Source organism: Providencia sp. PROV188, assembly GCF_027595165.1.
GTDB classification, from domain to species: Bacteria; Pseudomonadota; Gammaproteobacteria; order Enterobacterales; family Enterobacteriaceae; genus Providencia; species Providencia lanzhouensis.
The window spans coordinates 62643-80318 of the sequence record NZ_CP097291.1; the positions used below are offsets into that span (position 1 = coordinate 62643).

Here is a 17676-nt window from a genome sequence, read left to right on the forward strand (position 1 = left end):
GCGGTTTATTTAATTGCGTAGCGAAAGGACATAAATGTGATGGCAGCAGCTAAACTGGTTGTTTTAGGTAGTATCAACGTTGACCACATTCTTAATGTGCAACAGTTTCCCCAGCCAGGCGAAACAGTAAGAGGTGATAGTTACCAAGTTGCTTTCGGCGGTAAAGGCGCGAACCAGGCAGTCGCCGCAGGTCGTAGTGGTGCTGATATCACATTTATTGCTTGTGTCGGTGATGACGATATCGGCGTCAGCATCAAAAAACAACTGCAAAAAGATACGATTAAGATTGATTGCATCGACTCAGTTGCTGGCGAAACCACGGGTGTTGCACTTATTTACGTAAACGGGCAAGGCGAAAATATTATTGGGATTAATGCTGGGGCTAATGGTCATCTCTCCACAGAGCGACTGGCAGGGTATCAGCAAAAAATTGTCGATGCGGATGCGCTATTGATGCAGCTTGAGTCCCCAATTGAAACTGTCCAAATGGCCGCTGAGATTGCGCGCCAACATCAAACCCAAGTGATCTTAAATCCTGCGCCTGCACAAGCGTTACCTGATTCGCTACTGTCGCTGGTGGATGTGATCACGCCAAACGAAACGGAAGCGGAGCATTTAACGGGCATCGCTGTTAATGATGAAGAAGGCGCACAAAAAGCAGCACAAGCACTGCATCAAAAAGGCATTAATAAAGTGATGATTACATTGGGTGCCAGAGGGGTTTGGTTCAGTGAATCTGGCAAGCAAGGCAAAATAATTCCGGGCTTTAAAGTGAAAGCGGTGGACACCATTGCAGCAGGTGATACATTCAATGGGGCGTATGTAACCGCGCTACTTGAAGGTCAGTCCGATGAAGATGCGATTGTCTTTGCCCATGCGGCTGCTGCAATTGCAGTGACGCGTCCCGGCGCACAACCTTCTGTTCCATGGCGTAATGAAATAGACCAGTTTCTTCTTCAATAGGATAAATTTGTGGCAACAATGAAAGATGTTGCTCGCCTTGCTGGCGTGTCAACATCCACCGTCTCCCATGTTATCAATCAAAATCGCTATGTTAGCGAAAGCGTTACTTCACGGGTAAAAAGTGCCATCGAACAACTCAACTATGCGCCATCGGCCTTAGCGAGAAGTTTGAAGATGAACCGCACCAATACCATTGGAATGTTACTGACAGCCAGTAATAACCCGTTTTATGCGGAAGTCGTGCGTGGTGTAGAACGTAGTTGCTACGAATTGGGTTACAGTTTGATCCTGTGTAACACCGAAGGGGATTTTAAGCGGATGGATCATAGCTTAGAAACTCTTCTGCAAAAACGCGTCGATGGGCTTCTTATTATGTGCACCGAAGCGCAAGGTCCATCCAAAGCGGTATTTTCTCGTTATCCCTCCGTTCCTACAGTAATGATGGACTGGTCTCCGTTTGAATCAGCCGGAGATATTATTCAGGATAACTCGTTCCTCGGCGGTGAAATCGCCACGCGTCATTTAATCGATGCTGGGTTTACTCGAATCGCCTGTATTGCCGGTCCTCAAGATAAATCTCCCGCACAAGCGCGTTATCAAGGTTTTCTTCATGCCATGAAGGCTGCATCCCTCAAAATCCACGAAGAATATATTATCTTTAGTGATTTTGAATTTTCAGGTGGATTTGATTCAATGAATAAGCTTTTGGCGTTATCGAATCCTCCAGATGCTATTTTTGCGGGGAATGACGCGATGGCGGTCGGTGCTTACCAAGCTATTTACCAAAAAGGCATGAAAGTACCTGACGACATTTCCATTATTGGTTATGACGATATTGCACTCTCTTCTTATATGATCCCACCACTTACCACTGTTCATCAGCCAAAGGATGAACTTGGTCAGCAAGCGGTTAACCAACTTATTTATCGAATGGATAACCCAGATGCGGAACCCTCTATTTTAGTTTTAACGCCAAAACTCGTGGAACGCCAATCAGTGAGGAAACGCTAATTCTGCGTTTTCTCAGATTTTTTGCTTTTGCCTTTAATCAAATTATCACCATCAGTTTTACTGAGTAATAAAAACACAAAGGCAGAAAGTAACGTGATAGCCCCGATAGTAATAAAGGTGTAATGGAAGTTATCCACGACATTACTATTTGGCTGGTTATCAAAAAAGCTCAAAATGGTGGCGCTCACCGCGATCCCAAAGCTAATCGAAAGTTGCTGAGTCACCGCTAGCATACTGTTGCCAGCGCTAGCGTTATTATCTGTTAAGTCCGCTAAGCAAATGGTATTCATGGCAGTGAACTGGGTGGACATTACCATTCCTAAAACAAACAACGGAACTATAAGCAGATAAATCGACATATCTGGAGATTGCAGCGAAAACTGCGAGACCATCAACCCAATAATCACCGTGACAGTAAATAGCGTATTACGGTATCCAAATCGGGTTAGAATTCTTGTGACTGCGGATTTTGCTGTAATCGAGCCAATGGCCAGTGGAGCCATCATCATTCCTGCCACCACCGCTTCATAACCAAATCCCACTTGCAGCATCAATGGCATTAAGAATGGAATGCTTCCAGTACCTAATCGAGTGGCGATGTTACCGCTAATACCGATGGAAAAGGTTCTTGTCTTAAATAAGTTGAGCGGAATAATAGCGTGCTTAATGCGCCTTGCGTGAAGTATATAAAGAAGAAGACAAAGAAAACCGCCCAGAACAATAGCCAAAGGAATATAGCTAGATAATGATTTATCGCCGAACAGATCCAGACTGACTGAGAGCATGACCAAGCCAAACCCAAATAAAAGAAAGCCAAGGGTATCAAACTTACGTTTTGGCATTTTAAAATCAGGCATATGTTTTAATGCATACACAATCCCAAGCACACCAATAGGGATATTAATAATGAATATCCAATGCCATGTGGCATAGGTGACGAGAATACCACCTAATAGAGGTCCTAAGATGGGGCCGACTAATCCAGGGATGGTGACAAAATTCAATATAGGTAGAAGTTCACTGCGCGGATACGCCCGAATTAATGCGAGTCGCGCTACTGGCATCATCATCGCCCCGCCAATTCCTTGGATAACGCGAGAAATAACAAGCACTGTTAATGAAGGGGAAAGAGCGCAGAGCAATGATCCTAAAGAAAACAGAGAAACCGCAATAATAAAAATACGTCGAGTACCAAATCTATCGGCAAACCAACCACTCACCGGAATTAACAGTGCAACTGTTAGGGTATAGCTCACCACGGCAGATTGCATCGCTAATGGGGAGTGATGCAAACTTTTGGCGATATCAGGCAGTGCCGTATTCAATATCGTGGCATCTAACGCTTGCATAAAGAAAGCCATCGCGGCAATCCATGGCAAACCCGACATATTTTTAGCAGTTTTAAACATCCGTTACCTATTGATAAATTTGGTGAGCGAATTCGTTCTGTTAGCTTATTTGTTCATTGTCGTTAATAAGGTATAGCAGAGATCGTAAGCTTCACGACTATTGCCATTAATAATAGCATCAGCAAGTTGTTGATGAAGTTCCACTTCAATCGCATCATTTTCTGTTATTGCATCAAAATAAAGCTGGTACACCGATCTAAACAGATTCGCGAACGAAATTAAAAAAGGATTACAGCACGCCCGATAGATAGTGAGATGAAAACGAAAATCAACTTTTATCCAGTGAGGTCTATCGAACTCTTTTTCTAAGGTTACCATTTCATTTGATAGTAATTGTAGAGACTGTTTTTGTTCTTCTGTGGCATTCAGTGCAGCGAGATAGCAAGCTTGAGGCTCAATGGCGAGACGAACAACTTGAAAGTGTGTAATTACCACTGACTTTTCTTCGCTGTTAATCCACCAATTTAATAAGTCTTGGTCGAGAAAGTTCCAATTCGATGAGGGCATGACTCGTGTACCAATTCGAGGGCGAGCTAAAACCATGCCTTTTGCTGCTAATGTTTTAATGGCTTCTCTTATGGCGGTTCGGCTGGCATTAAACTGCTTTGATAATTCTAATTCACTGGGAAGAATAGAGTCAGATAAGTAGGTGCCTTTTAATATGAGCTGTCCAAGACTCCGCGCAATAATAAAAGAGAGGTTTTTTTGTGAGGCATTTTGTTGCTTGCTCAATTCCATAATTCATCTCATACAGATACTAATCAATGATATGTTACGTGAGTAAATCAATTATTGCTGCTGAAATAGTCAAAAAACAGTAGTAATTTACGCTATTAAGTCATATTTGGCTAAAAAAAACGCGAACGAAATAAATATGTAAAAAAACACTTGCGAGATTTTTCGAGCTCCCTATAATGCGCATCCGTTGTCACGACAAACCGGCTCGAAGAAAACCTCGAAGCCCCGTGATAACAGAGGTGAAGAAAGAAAATAGTTGAAAATAATCGCTTGACTTTCTAAATAAAAAACGTAGTATACGACACCTCGCGACAACGACCTAAAGTCGATAATCAAAAGATTAAGTCGCACCGCTCTTTAACAATTTATCAGACAATCTGTGTGGGCACTCACAGGACACTATCAAAAAAATATTTGATTTTAAGTCTTGAAGAGTGACTAACACGTTAATTCATATATATGAACTAATAGGTAATTTGGTTTCTTCGGAAATCAAACGACAGTAACATTCTTTGAGCATCAAGCTTTTTAATTGAAGAGTTTGATCATGGCTCAGATTGAACGCTGGCGGCAGGCCTAACACATGCAAGTCGAGCGGTAACAGGGGAAGCTTGCTTCTCGCTGACGAGCGGCGGACGGGTGAGTAATGTATGGGGATCTGCCCGATAGAGGGGGATAACTACTGGAAACGGTAGCTAATACCGCATAATCTCTTAGGAGCAAAGCAGGGGAACTTCGGTCCTTGCGCTATCGGATGAACCCATATGGGATTAGCTAGTTGGTGAGGTAATGGCTCACCAAGGCGACGATCCCTAGCTGGTCTGAGAGGATGATCAGCCACACTGGGACTGAGACACGGCCCAGACTCCTACGGGAGGCAGCAGTGGGGAATATTGCACAATGGGCGCAAGCCTGATGCAGCCATGCCGCGTGTATGAAGAAGGCCTTAGGGTTGTAAAGTACTTTCAGTTGGGAGGAAGGCGTTGATGCTAATATCATCAACGATTGACGTTACCAACAGAAGAAGCACCGGCTAACTCCGTGCCAGCAGCCGCGGTAATACGGAGGGTGCAAGCGTTAATCGGAATTACTGGGCGTAAAGCGCACGCAGGCGGTTGATTAAGTTAGATGTGAAATCCCCGGGCTTAACCTGGGAATGGCATCTAAGACTGGTCAGCTAGAGTCTTGTAGAGGGGGGTAGAATTCCATGTGTAGCGGTGAAATGCGTAGAGATGTGGAGGAATACCGGTGGCGAAGGCGGCCCCCTGGACAAAGACTGACGCTCAGGTGCGAAAGCGTGGGGAGCAAACAGGATTAGATACCCTGGTAGTCCACGCTGTAAACGATGTCGATTTGGAGGTTGTTCCCTAGAGGAGTGGCTTCCGGAGCTAACGCGTTAAATCGACCGCCTGGGGAGTACGGCCGCAAGGTTAAAACTCAAATGAATTGACGGGGGCCCGCACAAGCGGTGGAGCATGTGGTTTAATTCGATGCAACGCGAAGAACCTTACCTACTCTTGACATCCAGAGAACTTAGCAGAGATGCTTTGGTGCCTTCGGGAACTCTGAGACAGGTGCTGCATGGCTGTCGTCAGCTCGTGTTGTGAAATGTTGGGTTAAGTCCCGCAACGAGCGCAACCCTTATCCTTTGTTGCCAGCGATTCGGTCGGGAACTCAAAGGAGACTGCCGGTGATAAACCGGAGGAAGGTGGGGATGACGTCAAGTCATCATGGCCCTTACGAGTAGGGCTACACACGTGCTACAATGGCGTATACAAAGAGAAGCGACCTCGCGAGAGCAAGCGGAACTCATAAAGTACGTCGTAGTCCGGATTGGAGTCTGCAACTCGACTCCATGAAGTCGGAATCGCTAGTAATCGTAGATCAGAATGCTACGGTGAATACGTTCCCGGGCCTTGTACACACCGCCCGTCACACCATGGGAGTGGGTTGCAAAAGAAGTAGGTAGCTTAACCTTCGGGAGGGCGCTTACCACTTTGTGATTCATGACTGGGGTGAAGTCGTAACAAGGTAACCGTAGGGGAACCTGCGGTTGGATCACCTCCTTACCATTGAAGTGTACTTGTGAAGTGCTCACACAGATTGTCTGATGAAATAGAGTAACGGTATCGATAGGCTTGTAGCTCAGGTGGTTAGAGCGCACCCCTGATAAGGGTGAGGTCGGTGGTTCAAGTCCACTCAGGCCTACCAAAATCGAATTGATGTTTCGTTATAACTCAGCTCGTTTACCAGACGTAAACGTCGCCAAGTTATGCCTTGCCTAAATTCGATTTGTCATTTTAATGACTTAAATCGATACTGGAATTACCTTTATGGGGCTATAGCTCAGCTGGGAGAGCGCCTGCCTTGCACGCAGGAGGTCAGCGGTTCGATCCCGCTTAGCTCCACCATAAACTTTCTGATTATTCAGAATAGATTAGAAATAGTCTATTGCGAATAATTATGCTCTTTAACAATCTGGAACAAGCTGAAAATTGAAAACAACGCACATTGTTTATCGCTTAAACAATGTGAGAGTCTCTCAAAAATCTCAACGTGAACGTGTTCAACTGGCCGTCGGGTCAGTTGGTAAAGACACCTTCGGGTTGTGAGGTTAAGCGACTAAGCGTACACGGTGGATGCCTAGGCAATCAGAGGCGATGAAGGACGTGCTAATCTGCGATAAGCGTCGGTAAGGTGATATGAACCGTTACAACCGACGATTTCCGAATGGGGAAACCCAGTGCAATTCGTTGCACTATCGTTTGATGAATACATAGTCAAACGAAGCGAACCGAGGGAACTGAAACATCTCAGTACCTCGAGGAAAAGAAATCAACCGAGATTCCCCTAGTAGCGGCGAGCGAACGGGGAGCAGCCCAGAGTCTTAATCAGCATTAGCATCAGGAGAACGGTCTGGAAAGGCCGGCAGTAAAGGGTGATAGCCCCGTATCCGAAGGTGTTAGTGTTGTGAACTCGACGAGTAGGGCGGGACACGTGTTATCCTGTCTGAATATGGGGGGACCATCCTCCAAGGCTAAATACTCCTGATTGACCGATAGTGAACCAGTACCGTGAGGGAAAGGCGAAAAGAACCCCGGCGAGGGGAGTGAAATAGAACCTGAAACCGTGTACGTACAAGCAGTGGGAGCACCTTTATGGTGTGACTGCGTACCTTTTGTATAATGGGTCAGCGACTTATATTCTGTAGCAAGGTTAACCGTATAGGGGAGCCGTAGGGAAACCGAGTCTTAACTGGGCGAATGAGTTGCAGGGTATAGACCCGAAACCCGGTGATCTAGCCATGGGCAGGTTGAAGGTTGGGTAACACTAACTGGAGGACCGAACCGACTAATGTTGAAAAATTAGCGGATGACTTGTGGCTGGGGGTGAAAGGCCAATCAAACCGGGAGATAGCTGGTTCTCCCCGAAAGCTATTTAGGTAGCGCCTCGTGAACTCATCTTCGGGGGTAGAGCACTGTTTCGACTAGGGGGTCATCCCGACTTACCAACTCGATGCAAACTACGAATACCGAAGAATGTTATCACGGGAGACACACGGCGGGTGCTAACGTTCGTCGTGAAGAGGGAAACAACCCAGACCGCCAGCTAAGGTCCCAAAGTCATAGTTAAGTGGGAAACGAAGTGGGAAGGCTCAGACAGCCAGGATGTTGGCTTAGAAGCAGCCATCATTTAAAGAAAGCGTAATAGCTCACTGGTCGAGTCGGCCTGCGCGGAAGATGTAACGGGGCTAAACTATGCACCGAAGCTGCGGCAGCGATATGTAAATATTGTTGGGTAGGGGAGCGTTCTGTAAGCCTGTGAAGGTGTACTGTGAGGTATGCTGGAGGTATCAGAAGTGCGAATGCTGACATAAGTAACGATAATGCGGGTGAAAAACCCGCACGCCGGAAGACCAAGGGTTCCTGTCCAACGTTAATCGGGGCAGGGTGAGTCGACCCCTAAGGCGAGGCAGAAATGCGTAGTCGATGGGAAACGGGTTAATATTCCCGTACTGGTGATAATTGCGATGGGGGGACGGAGAAGGTTAGGCTGGCCGGGCGACGGTTGTCCCGGTTTAAGGATGTAGGCAGGTGAATTAGGCAAATCCGGTTCACTATATGCTGAGGTCTGATGACGAGTCACTACGGTGGCGAAGTAGCTCATACCCCGCTTCCAGGAAAAGCCTCTAAGCTCTAGATTATCATTAATCGTACCCCAAACCGACACAGGTGGTCAGGTAGAGAATACTCAGGCGCTTGAGAGAACTCGGGTGAAGGAACTAGGCAAAATGGTGCCGTAACTTCGGGAGAAGGCACGCTGGCATTAGGTGAAGTGATTTACTCATGGAGCTGAAGCCAGTCGCAGATACCAGCTGGCTGCAACTGTTTATTAAAAACACAGCACTGTGCAAACACGAAAGTGGACGTATACGGTGTGACGCCTGCCCGGTGCTGGAAGGTTAATTGATGGGGTTATCCGTAAGGAGAAGCTCTTGATCGAAGCCCCAGTAAACGGCGGCCGTAACTATAACGGTCCTAAGGTAGCGAAATTCCTTGTCGGGTAAGTTCCGACCTGCACGAATGGCGTAATGATGGCCAGGCTGTCTCCACCCGAGACTCAGTGAAATTGAACTCGCTGTGAAGATGCAGTGTACCCGCGGCAAGACGGAAAGACCCCGTGAACCTTTACTATAGCTTGACACTGAACATTGAGCCTTGATGTGTAGGATAGGTGGGAGGCTTTGAAGCGTGGACGCCAGTCTGCGTGGAGCCAACCTTGAAATACCACCCTTTAATGTTTGATGTTCTAACGTAGCCCCGTAATCCGGGGTGCGGACAGTGTCTGGTGGGTAGTTTGACTGGGGCGGTCTCCTCCCAAAGAGTAACGGAGGAGCACGAAGGTTGGCTAAGCATGGTCGGACATCATGCGGTTAGTGCAAAGGCATAAGCCAGCTTGACTGCGAGAGTGACGGCTCGAGCAGGTACGAAAGTAGGTCTTAGTGATCCGGTGGTTCTGTATGGAAGGGCCATCGCTCAACGGATAAAAGGTACTCCGGGGATAACAGGCTGATACCGCCCAAGAGTTCATATCGACGGCGGTGTTTGGCACCTCGATGTCGGCTCATCACATCCTGGGGCTGAAGTAGGTCCCAAGGGTACGGCTGTTCGCCGTTTAAAGTGGTACGCGAGCTGGGTTTAGAACGTCGTGAGACAGTTCGGTCCCTATCTGCCGTGGGCGTTGGAAGATTGAAAGGGGCTGCTCCTAGTACGAGAGGACCGGAGTGGACGCACCACTGGTGTTCGGGTTGTCATGCCAATGGCATTGCCCGGTAGCTAAGTGCGGAAGAGATAACCGCTGAAAGCATCTAAGCGGGAAACTTGCCTTGAGATGAGTCTTCCCTGACTCTTTAAGGGTCCTAAAGGAACGTTTAAGACTAAGACGTTGATAGGTTGGGTGTGTAAGCGTAGCGATACGTTGAGCTAACCAATACTAATGAACCGTGAGGCTTAACCTGACAACACCGAAGGTGTTTTCGAGATGAGAGATTAAGTTGATTTTCAAAGAAAGTGAGAAGCCGAAAGGTAGGCACACAGCTTGTTCAGGATTGATATTCTGGTTTAAGAGAAAACTTAGACGGGAATAAACAGAATTTGTCTGGCGGCAATAGCGCGGTGGTCCCACCTGACCCCATGCCGAACTCAGTAGTGAAACGCCGTAGCGCCGATGGTAGTGTGGGGTCTCCCCATGTGAGAGTAGGGAACTGCCAGACATTAAATTAGCCGAGAAGCCACCCATTGGGTGGCTTTTTTGCGTTTGGGGGAAATGAATAATTGGTAATACATTGGCTTATTGTGACCCTAGTTATAAAAACTCTGTTATAAAAACCATTATTTTCACAATTGATTAAAATTAATAATCGCTCATCGAAATTAATTGATTATCATTTAAGCATCTAACACATTATTCTTTCTCTATTTTTTACACAGAATTCCCCCTCAATTACTCTAATGTAAAATATAATAGGTAAGTATTGTTAAATTGATGTTTAATTCCATTATTCATATACTATTAAAAATGGTTATTTTTAATCAATTAAGATGTTGAATTGTTAAATTTAGCGGAAAGAAGATGAGCATTCATCAAATAGGTGGGTTATATGAATAAAATGAAAAGCAGCAATAGCCAGATTTTTGAGCAGATTATTTCTGTGAATAAACAGCAAGAGAATGAATTTAACAATGGACAAGATGGCGCCATTATCCTTTCACTGTTAGTTATGTTTTTTATACCCTTCTCTTTACTCGTGATGGTGAAAAATCACCTTGGGTTAGAGAACAATGCTATGGCAATTGTTTCAGTGGTTGTTCTTAGTATTGGAATTGCCGCTGGTTTATATAAAAGCTTTAGAATAGGGGCTAAGTTTGTTGATAAACGCCCTATGTTGGAGCAATTGCTTTCGCGTTATACACCTAAAGATAAAGCGGAGTATCAAAAGTTACTCGTTGAAAAGCAAAGTAACCCTCAAGGCTTTTATGCTTTAGTAGAAGATTGGTTAGCAATAGAAAAACGCGCTTACGCCAATTAAGTCTAAGCATTAAAAAAGCGACTCATTTGAGTCGCTTTTTTGTTTCTATCGATGAATTTAGTGAGATTTGCCTTGCTCAATACCTAAGCCAATTTGTGAGCGTACAAACTGCTCTTTAAAGCGGGCTCTTTCCATTTTACCTCTCTCTGAATTATCGGTGACTGAGAATAGCCAAGATGCCGTAAACGCGACAATCAAGGAGAAGAATGCTGGGTATTCATAAGGGTAAATCGGTTTTTCATGATGCAGAATAGTCACCCAGATTGTTGGGCCTAAAATCATCAGAACAACCGCTGTAATCAGGCCTAACCAACCACCCGCAAGAGCACCTCGCGTGGTTAACTTGCTCCAATACATTGATAGTAGGATGATTGGGAAGTTACAGCTTGCCGCAATAGAGAAGGCTAAGCCCACCATGAAGGCGATATTTTGTTTCTCGAACAAAATTCCTAAACCAATTGCTACGAAGCCAAGGATCACCACGGTAATTTTTGATACGCGCAATTCATCGCGTTCATCGGCTTTACCATTTTTAATCGCCATCGCATACAGGTCGTGGGAAACCGCAGACGCACCCGCCAACGTTAAACCAGCAACAACCGCGAGAATGGTGGCGAAAGCAACCGCAGAGATAAACCCAAGGAAGAAGTTTCCACCTACAGCATCGGCGAGGTGTACCGCTGCCATGTTGGTACCACCGATTAAGGCGCCAGCTGCATCTTTAAAGTCAGGGTTTGAGCTAACCAGAACGATAGCTCCAAAACCGATGATAAATGTCAGAATGTAGAAGTAACCGATAAATCCAGTCGCGTAGAACACGCTCTTACGGGCTTCTTTTGCATCGCTAACGGTGAAGAAGCGCATAATGATGTGAGGTAAACCTGCTGTACCAAACATCAAGGCCAATCCAAGAGACAAGGCGGATATTGGGTCGGAAACCAGTCCTCCGGGGCTCATAATGGCGATACCATTTTTATGTACTTCAACGGCTTCTTTAAATAACGTATTGAAGTTGAAGCCGACATGTTTCATGACCATAACAGCCATAAAGGTTGCGCCTGCGAGTAACAAAATGGCTTTGATGATCTGTACCCATGTGGTTGCGAGCATCCCACCGAATAGGACATACAGCACCATCAATATCCCAACAATCACGACAGCAATATGATAGTTAAGCCCAAATAACAGCTCTATCAGCTTTCCTGCCCCAACCATCTGAGCGATTAGGTACAGTGCCACAACCACTAAGGAGCCCATTGCAGACAGAATGCGGATAGGTCTTTGTTGTAATCGATATGACGCGACATCCGCGAAAGTATAGCGACCTAAATTTCGTAAGCGCTCGGCAATTAAGAACAGAATAATTGGCCAGCCAATTAAGAAGCCGATGGAATAGATAAGCCCATCGTATCCCGAAGTATAAACTAGAGCCGAGATCCCTAAGAATGAAGCTGCGGACATAAAGTCACCCGCAATTGCCATTCCATTTTGGAAACCCGTAATTTTTCCGCCGGCAGTATAGTAATCAGAGCGAGAGCGAGTTCTTTTTGAAGCCCAGTAAGTGATATAAAGCGTAAAACCCACAAACAGCAAGAACATCACAATGGCTTGAATATTGACAGGTTGACGCTCAACATCGCCTGTCAGGGCATCAGCGAACGCCATTGACGAGGTAAAAAACAGAATAAGTGAGAGCAAGACTTTCATTTTTCTACCTCTTTTAAGATTTCGGCGGTTAAGCGGTCAAATTCACTGTTAGCACGGATGACATATAAACCCGTTAAGATAAACGAGATCACAATCAGCCCAACGCCTACAGGAATACCGCGGGTGATATAGGAACCTTCAGTTATTGGGGTTCCTAGCCAGCTTGGATCAAACGCGATAAGAAAGATAAAACCAACATACAGAACTAACGTTATTGCAGATAACAACCATGAAAAGCGACTACGTTTTCTCACTAATTCTTGAAAGAGAGGGTTCGCCTCGACCTTTTCGTAAGCAGTAGCATTCATCAGAGTTCTCCTCTGTTATTGTATTATTGGCATACTCTGATAGCTCAAAGGCGGATTTTAGGGCGACACATGGCTACCCAAGGAATTAACTGGGTATTCGGTCAGACTCTATTTTCTGCTGATTGAGTGATGCTGAGTATTGATTTTAGGTCGCCCGAAGGCGACCTGTAGTGCCATGAGCTATCTACACAACTATTTATATAGCTACGAGATACTCATTGACTGTTTTTCTTCGAGCAGTTTTTCGACAACACCTGGATCTGCCAGTGTGGAAGTATCTCCAAAATTACTGGTATCACCTGATGCAATTTTTCGTAGGATACGGCGCATAATCTTACCGGAACGCGTTTTCGGTAAAGAATCTGTCCAATGCAAAACGTCTGGCGTGGCAATCGGACCAATTTCTTTACGAACCCAATTACGCACTTCAGTGTACAACTCTGGGGATGGTTCCTCGCCAGAAATCAACGTGACATAGGCATAGATTGCCTGCCCTTTGATGCTATGAGGAATACCCACGACAGCAGCTTCAGCAACCTTCGGATGTGAAACGAGGGCAGATTCAATTTCTGCTGTCCCTAAACGGTGACCTGAAATATTCAGGACGTCATCAACACGACCTGTGATCCAGTAATAGCCATCTTCATCACGACGCGCACCATCACCACTAAAGTACATTCCTTTAAAGGTGGAGAAATAGGTTTGTTCGAAACGTTCATGGTCTCCAAACAGGGTACGAGCTTGACCCGGCCAAGAATCCACAATGACTAAGTTACCTTCCGTTGAGCCATCGAGCGGCTCACCAAGGTTATCAACCAATGCAGGGCGAACGCCAAAGAATGGCAGTGTTGCTGAACCTGGTTTTAACATCGTTGCACCCGGCAGTGGTGTGATCATGAAACCACCGGTTTCCGTTTGCCACCATGTATCAACCACTGGGCAGCGGCTGTTCCCCATTTTCTTGTAGAACCATTCCCACGCTTCTGGGTTGATTGGCTCACCGACCGATCCCAAAATACGTAGAGAATCGCGCTGGGTACCTTCAATCGCTTTATCACCTTCCGCCATCAGTGCACGAATAGCAGTTGGTGCGGTATATAGGATATTGACTTGGTGCTTATCAACGACTTGAGCCATGCGGTTAACCGCTGGATAATTTGGCACACCTTCGAACATTAAGGTTTTTGCACCATTAGATAACGGTCCATAAAGCAGATAGCTATGACCCGTTACCCAGCCCACATCCGCCGTACACCAGTAGACTTCATTTTCATGATAATCAAAGGTGTATTTGAATGTCAGCGTTGCATAAACCAGATAACCGCCCGTGGTGTGGAGAACCCCTTTAGGTTTACCTGTGGAGCCGGAAGTGTAGAGAATAAACAGCGGATCTTCTGCATTAATCTCTTCCGGTGGGCAATCTGCGCTTACGCCTTGGATAACGTCGTGCCACCAAAGGTCACGACCTTCAACCCAGCTTGGTGCATTACCTGTACGGCGGTAAACAATCACATTCGCGACGGTAGTGACTTGTGGGTTTTGCAGTGCATCGTCCACGTTCTTTTTCAGTGGAATAGCGCGACCTGCACGCAAGCCTTCATCAGAGGTGATGATAAGCTTAGCTTTACAGTCAATAACGCGCCCAGAGACTGCCTCAGGGGAGAATCCCGCAAAGATGACGGTATGGATAGCACCGATACGCGCACATGCCAGCATCGCGACAGCGGCTTCAACCACCATTGGCATATAGATAGCGACGACATCCCCTTTGCGGATGCCTTGCTTCTTAAGAACGTTTGCGAACTGGCACACATCATGGTGCAGCTCACGGTAAGTGATATTTTTTGATTGGTTAGGGTCATCACCTTCCCAGATGATAGCGGTTTGGTCGCCACGAGTGGCTAGGTGACGGTCTAAACAGTTAGCGCTCAGGTTTAAGGTGCCATCTTCGAACCAGCGGATATTGACATGCCCTGGGTCGAATGAGGTGTTCTTAACGCGAGTGTAAGGTTTAATCCAATCAACGATTTTCCCTTTTTCGCCCCAAAATCCTTCGGGGTCTTGAATCGAGCGTTGGTACTCATCGTTATACTGTTGTTCGTTTATCAGGGCATTTTTAGCAATATTAGCAGGAACGGGATGTTTAGTTATTTGTGTCATATTATTATCTCCTTGCAGATGTTAATAGTATGTCAAAAAACAGTTAACTGAAGTATGGATGGTTACTTTGTTTTTCTTTTGAGCGGAAGATCACGTATTAATAGTAATGGGATTTGCAGTATGATCATTTGATGCTAAATCCATGATTGAAATAAAAATTCAAAAATATAACTAACATTAGAATTAAAGAAAAACAAAGGCGAATTATAGTGGTATTAGTTACTGAATAATCTATTGATGATAGTTGTTGGAAAAATCCACAGAATTCACATGGATATGATAATGATTTTCATTAACACTAAAATAACTATAATGGGTGCGTGGTTAAAAACACGCAGTTACTGAAATCCTAATTCAGTCTGTGAGGTAGAAAGATAAGTCACTGGAGACAAACAATATGAGTTATACATTACCTGCTTTACCTTATGCTTACGATGCGCTGGAACCTCATTTTGATAAACAAACCATGGAAATCCATCACACCAAGCACCACCAAACTTACGTGAATAACACCAATACCGCCTTAGAAAAACTGCCTGAATTGGCGGGTTTGGATATTGATGTGTTAATCCAAAAATTAGACCAAATCCCCGCAGATCAACGTACTTTTGTACGTAATAACGCGGGCGGCCACTCAAACCATAGCCTGTTCTGGAAAGGGTTAAAATTAGGTACTGACCTGCAAGGCGAACTGAAAGCCGCTATTGAGCGTGACTTTGGTAGCGTTGATGCCTTTAAAGATCTGTTCGAAAAAGCCGCAGCTTCCCGTTTTGGTTCTGGTTGGGCGTGGCTGGTATTAAAAGCCGATGGCAAACTGGCTGTGGTTTCTACTGCAAACCAAGACAGCCCATTAATGGGTGAAGCAATTTCCGGCGCTTCAGGTTACCCAATCCTTGGTTTAGATGTTTGGGAGCACGCTTACTACCTGAAATATCAAAACCGTCGCCCTGACTACATCAAAGCTTTCTGGTCAGTTGTGAACTGGGATGAAGCAGCAAAACGCTTCGTAGAAAAAACCAAGTAATTTTTTTACTAACTGATTTTTTTAATAAGCGCGGTTCTTAGGAGTCGCGTTTTTTGTTTTTACCGTCGGTATAACGTTGTTATCTCTATGGTCATTCTTTATGATGAAAACTCTTTCTGGCTGGGTTATCGGGAGCAAAACGGTGAAAATACATCCTCAAGTTTTTATTGGTACCATTCAAAGCACTGCCCATTGTGGAGTTAGCGCTATTCATAAGCGAGCAGTGGATGGGGTATTAACTTTAAACAGCTTAGGCATTGAAGGGGATGAACAAGCAGAAACGCGTTTTCACGGTGGGCCTGATAGAGCGTTATGTCATTACCCGCAAGAACATTATGAATTTTGGCGACAACGATACCCGCAATTAGAGGATTTATTCCTTCCTTCCGCTTTTGGTGAAAACCTGTCAACTCAAGGAATGACCGAAGAAAACGTTTTTATCGGTGATATTTATGCTTGGGGTGACGCACGTATTCAAGTCACTCAACCGCGTTCCCCTTGTTATAAACTCAATGGGTTAACGGGAGTGGAAAATTTTGCTCAAGTCATGCAGGACGAAGGTCGCTGTGGTTGGTTATATCGAGTCATTAAAGGCGGTAGTGTCGGTGTGGATACCCCACTTAAACTCTTGAGCCGTAATAGTGATGTCTCTATGCAAGAAGCGATTATGATAGCTTTCCATGCGCCGTATGATGAAGAGTTGTATCGTCGATTATTGTCTGCGGCGGGGCTATCGGCGAGTTGGAGCCTGACGATGCAAAATCGGTTAGAGCATCATAAAATTGAAGAGTTTAGCCACCGTTTATTTGGTCGACGCGGCTGATGGTTTATCACTGTCATTAGGATTGAGGAAAACAGCATGCAGTACGATTTAAATGATCTCTATTATTTCGTTAAAGTCGTTGAACATGGTGGTTTTTCTCAAGCAGGTGCGGCGCTTGGGATCCCAAAATCAAAACTCAGTCGTCGTATTGCCGACTTAGAGCAAAAACTAAATGTCTCACTGATTTATCGATCAACACGGCAATTTCATGTCACTGATATTGGACAAGTTTTTTATCAGCAATGTAAGAATGTCGTGGAAGAAGCGGATATCGCCCATGAACTGATTTGCTCAGTACAAACACATCCCAAAGGTACTATTAAGCTCTCTTGCCCCGTTACTTTATTACAAGTCTATTTGCAGGATTTACTGATTGATTTTATGGAAAAATACCCTGATATCGATGTGCAAATTCTGGCAGTTAACCGCCCCGTCGATGTGATCAGTGAAGGGTTGGATTTGGCATTACGCGTACGTTCATTACCCCTGGATGATTCTGGAATGATGATGAAAGTGTTGGGGTATTCTCGGCGGATATTAGTTGCAAATCCAAGCGTATTCCGTGAAAAAGGGGAACCATCAACCCCTGAACAGCTGGTGGATTACCCAGTTCTTGCCAATACGGAGCATTCACAGCGTTACACTCTATCTTTAAAAAACAGTGATGAGCTGAGTGTAACTGTGCATGTCACTCCCAAGCTAGCCACCACCGATATTTTAACGTTATACCGTGCTGCGGTAAGAGGGCTGGGGATCGCCCGTATACCCCGAGGTGTGGTTGAAAATGAGTTAAAAAGTGGTGAATTGGTGGAAGTGTTGCCAGATTGGCAATTTCCAGAAGATATCATTCATGCTGTGTACCCTTCCCGTAAAGGGTTGTTACCCGCAGTTCAGTTATTTCTAACTTATTTGGCTGAGAATATGGCGGCTGGGAAAAAATAAAG

The 17676-nt window shown here is 45.3% G+C and carries 11 protein-coding genes, 2 tRNA genes and 3 rRNA genes; 11 read left to right on the plus strand and 5 right to left on the minus strand.

The genetic code is table 11. The features are described 5' to 3' along the window. Window positions 1-39 precede the first annotated feature (39 nt). Window positions 40-963 (plus strand): ribokinase, encoded by a 924-nt coding sequence (gene rbsK / locus M5X66_RS00250; protein ID WP_154637077.1) that lies wholly within the window; start codon window positions 40-42, stop codon window positions 961-963. Between the two features lie 9 nt (window positions 964-972). After that, window positions 973-1974, plus strand: a complete 1002-nt coding sequence (gene rbsR / locus M5X66_RS00255; protein ID WP_410431404.1) for a ribose operon transcriptional repressor RbsR — start codon at window positions 973-975, stop codon at window positions 1972-1974. On the opposite strand, the gene mdtD is transcribed toward rbsR, so the two are convergent. Together mdtD and M5X66_RS00265 are read right to left on the minus strand one after the other, a co-directional pair. After that, window positions 1971-3383 carry a multidrug transporter subunit MdtD gene (mdtD, locus tag M5X66_RS00260; RefSeq protein WP_036950583.1) on the minus strand — a complete coding sequence of 471 codons (1413 nt, stop codon included), beginning with the start codon at window positions 3381-3383 and terminating at the stop codon, window positions 1971-1973. The two genes, rbsR and mdtD, sit on opposite strands and share 4 nt — an antisense overlap. Window positions 3384-3428: 45 nt before the next feature. Continuing rightward, the gene (locus M5X66_RS00265; protein WP_036950581.1) at window positions 3429-4121 is read right to left on the minus strand and encodes a FadR/GntR family transcriptional regulator; all 693 of its coding nucleotides are present in this window, start codon (window positions 4119-4121) and stop codon (window positions 3429-3431) included. A gap of 529 nt (window positions 4122-4650) precedes the next feature. Here M5X66_RS00265 and M5X66_RS00270 point away from each other — a divergent pair. The 6 genes from M5X66_RS00270 (at window position 4651) to M5X66_RS00295 (ending at window position 10710) form a co-directional block, all read left to right on the plus strand. After that, window positions 4651-6190: ribosomal RNA gene (locus M5X66_RS00270) — 16S ribosomal RNA — on the plus strand. A gap of 65 nt (window positions 6191-6255) precedes the next feature. Then, window positions 6256-6332, plus strand: a tRNA-Ile gene (locus M5X66_RS00275). Between the two features lie 124 nt (window positions 6333-6456). Next, window positions 6457-6532: transfer RNA gene (locus M5X66_RS00280), tRNA-Ala, on the plus strand. A gap of 201 nt (window positions 6533-6733) precedes the next feature. Continuing rightward, window positions 6734-9639: ribosomal RNA gene (locus M5X66_RS00285) — 23S ribosomal RNA — on the plus strand. A gap of 139 nt (window positions 9640-9778) precedes the next feature. Next, window positions 9779-9894 (plus strand): 5S ribosomal RNA (gene rrf, locus M5X66_RS00290). Together the 16S, 23S and 5S rRNA genes with 2 tRNA genes alongside form the textbook arrangement of a ribosomal RNA operon. 387 nt (window positions 9895-10281) lie before the next feature. Further along, on the plus strand, window positions 10282-10710 hold the full coding sequence (locus tag M5X66_RS00295; RefSeq protein WP_036950136.1) for a hypothetical protein: 429 nt from the start codon (window positions 10282-10284) through the stop codon (window positions 10708-10710). A 57-nt stretch (window positions 10711-10767) separates the two neighbouring features. Here M5X66_RS00295 and actP read toward each other — a convergent pair whose 3' ends face one another. The 3 genes from actP to acs all read right to left on the minus strand — a co-directional run bounded on the left by actP (window position 10768) and on the right by acs (window position 14885). After that, window positions 10768-12417: a cation/acetate symporter ActP gene (gene actP / locus M5X66_RS00300; RefSeq protein ID WP_036950135.1), complete on the minus strand. Its 1650-nt coding sequence runs from the start codon at window positions 12415-12417 to the stop codon at window positions 10768-10770. Then, window positions 12414-12725: a DUF485 domain-containing protein gene (locus M5X66_RS00305; protein WP_006663518.1), complete on the minus strand. Its 312-nt coding sequence runs from the start codon at window positions 12723-12725 to the stop codon at window positions 12414-12416. The genes actP and M5X66_RS00305 overlap by 4 nt, the downstream gene beginning before the upstream one ends. Window positions 12726-12929: 204 nt before the next feature. Continuing rightward, the gene (gene acs, locus M5X66_RS00310; RefSeq protein ID WP_036950132.1) at window positions 12930-14885 is read right to left on the minus strand and encodes an acetate--CoA ligase; all 1956 of its coding nucleotides are present in this window, start codon (window positions 14883-14885) and stop codon (window positions 12930-12932) included. A 397-nt stretch (window positions 14886-15282) separates the two neighbouring features. Between acs and sodA the strand changes: the two genes are divergently transcribed. From sodA to M5X66_RS00325, 3 genes are all read left to right on the plus strand, one after another. Continuing rightward, on the plus strand, window positions 15283-15909 hold the full coding sequence (gene sodA, locus M5X66_RS00315) for a superoxide dismutase [Mn] (protein ID WP_270103786.1): 627 nt from the start codon (window positions 15283-15285) through the stop codon (window positions 15907-15909). A 142-nt stretch (window positions 15910-16051) separates the two neighbouring features. Beyond that, entirely contained in the window at window positions 16052-16732 is a 681-nt protein-coding gene (yiiM, locus tag M5X66_RS00320; RefSeq protein WP_108479683.1) for a 6-hydroxyaminopurine reductase, read from the plus strand. 36 nt (window positions 16733-16768) lie between these two features. Then, a complete protein-coding gene (locus tag M5X66_RS00325) occupies window positions 16769-17674 on the plus strand; it encodes a LysR substrate-binding domain-containing protein (RefSeq protein WP_036950127.1) in 906 nt (301 codons plus the stop codon). Window positions 17675-17676 lie beyond the last annotated feature (2 nt).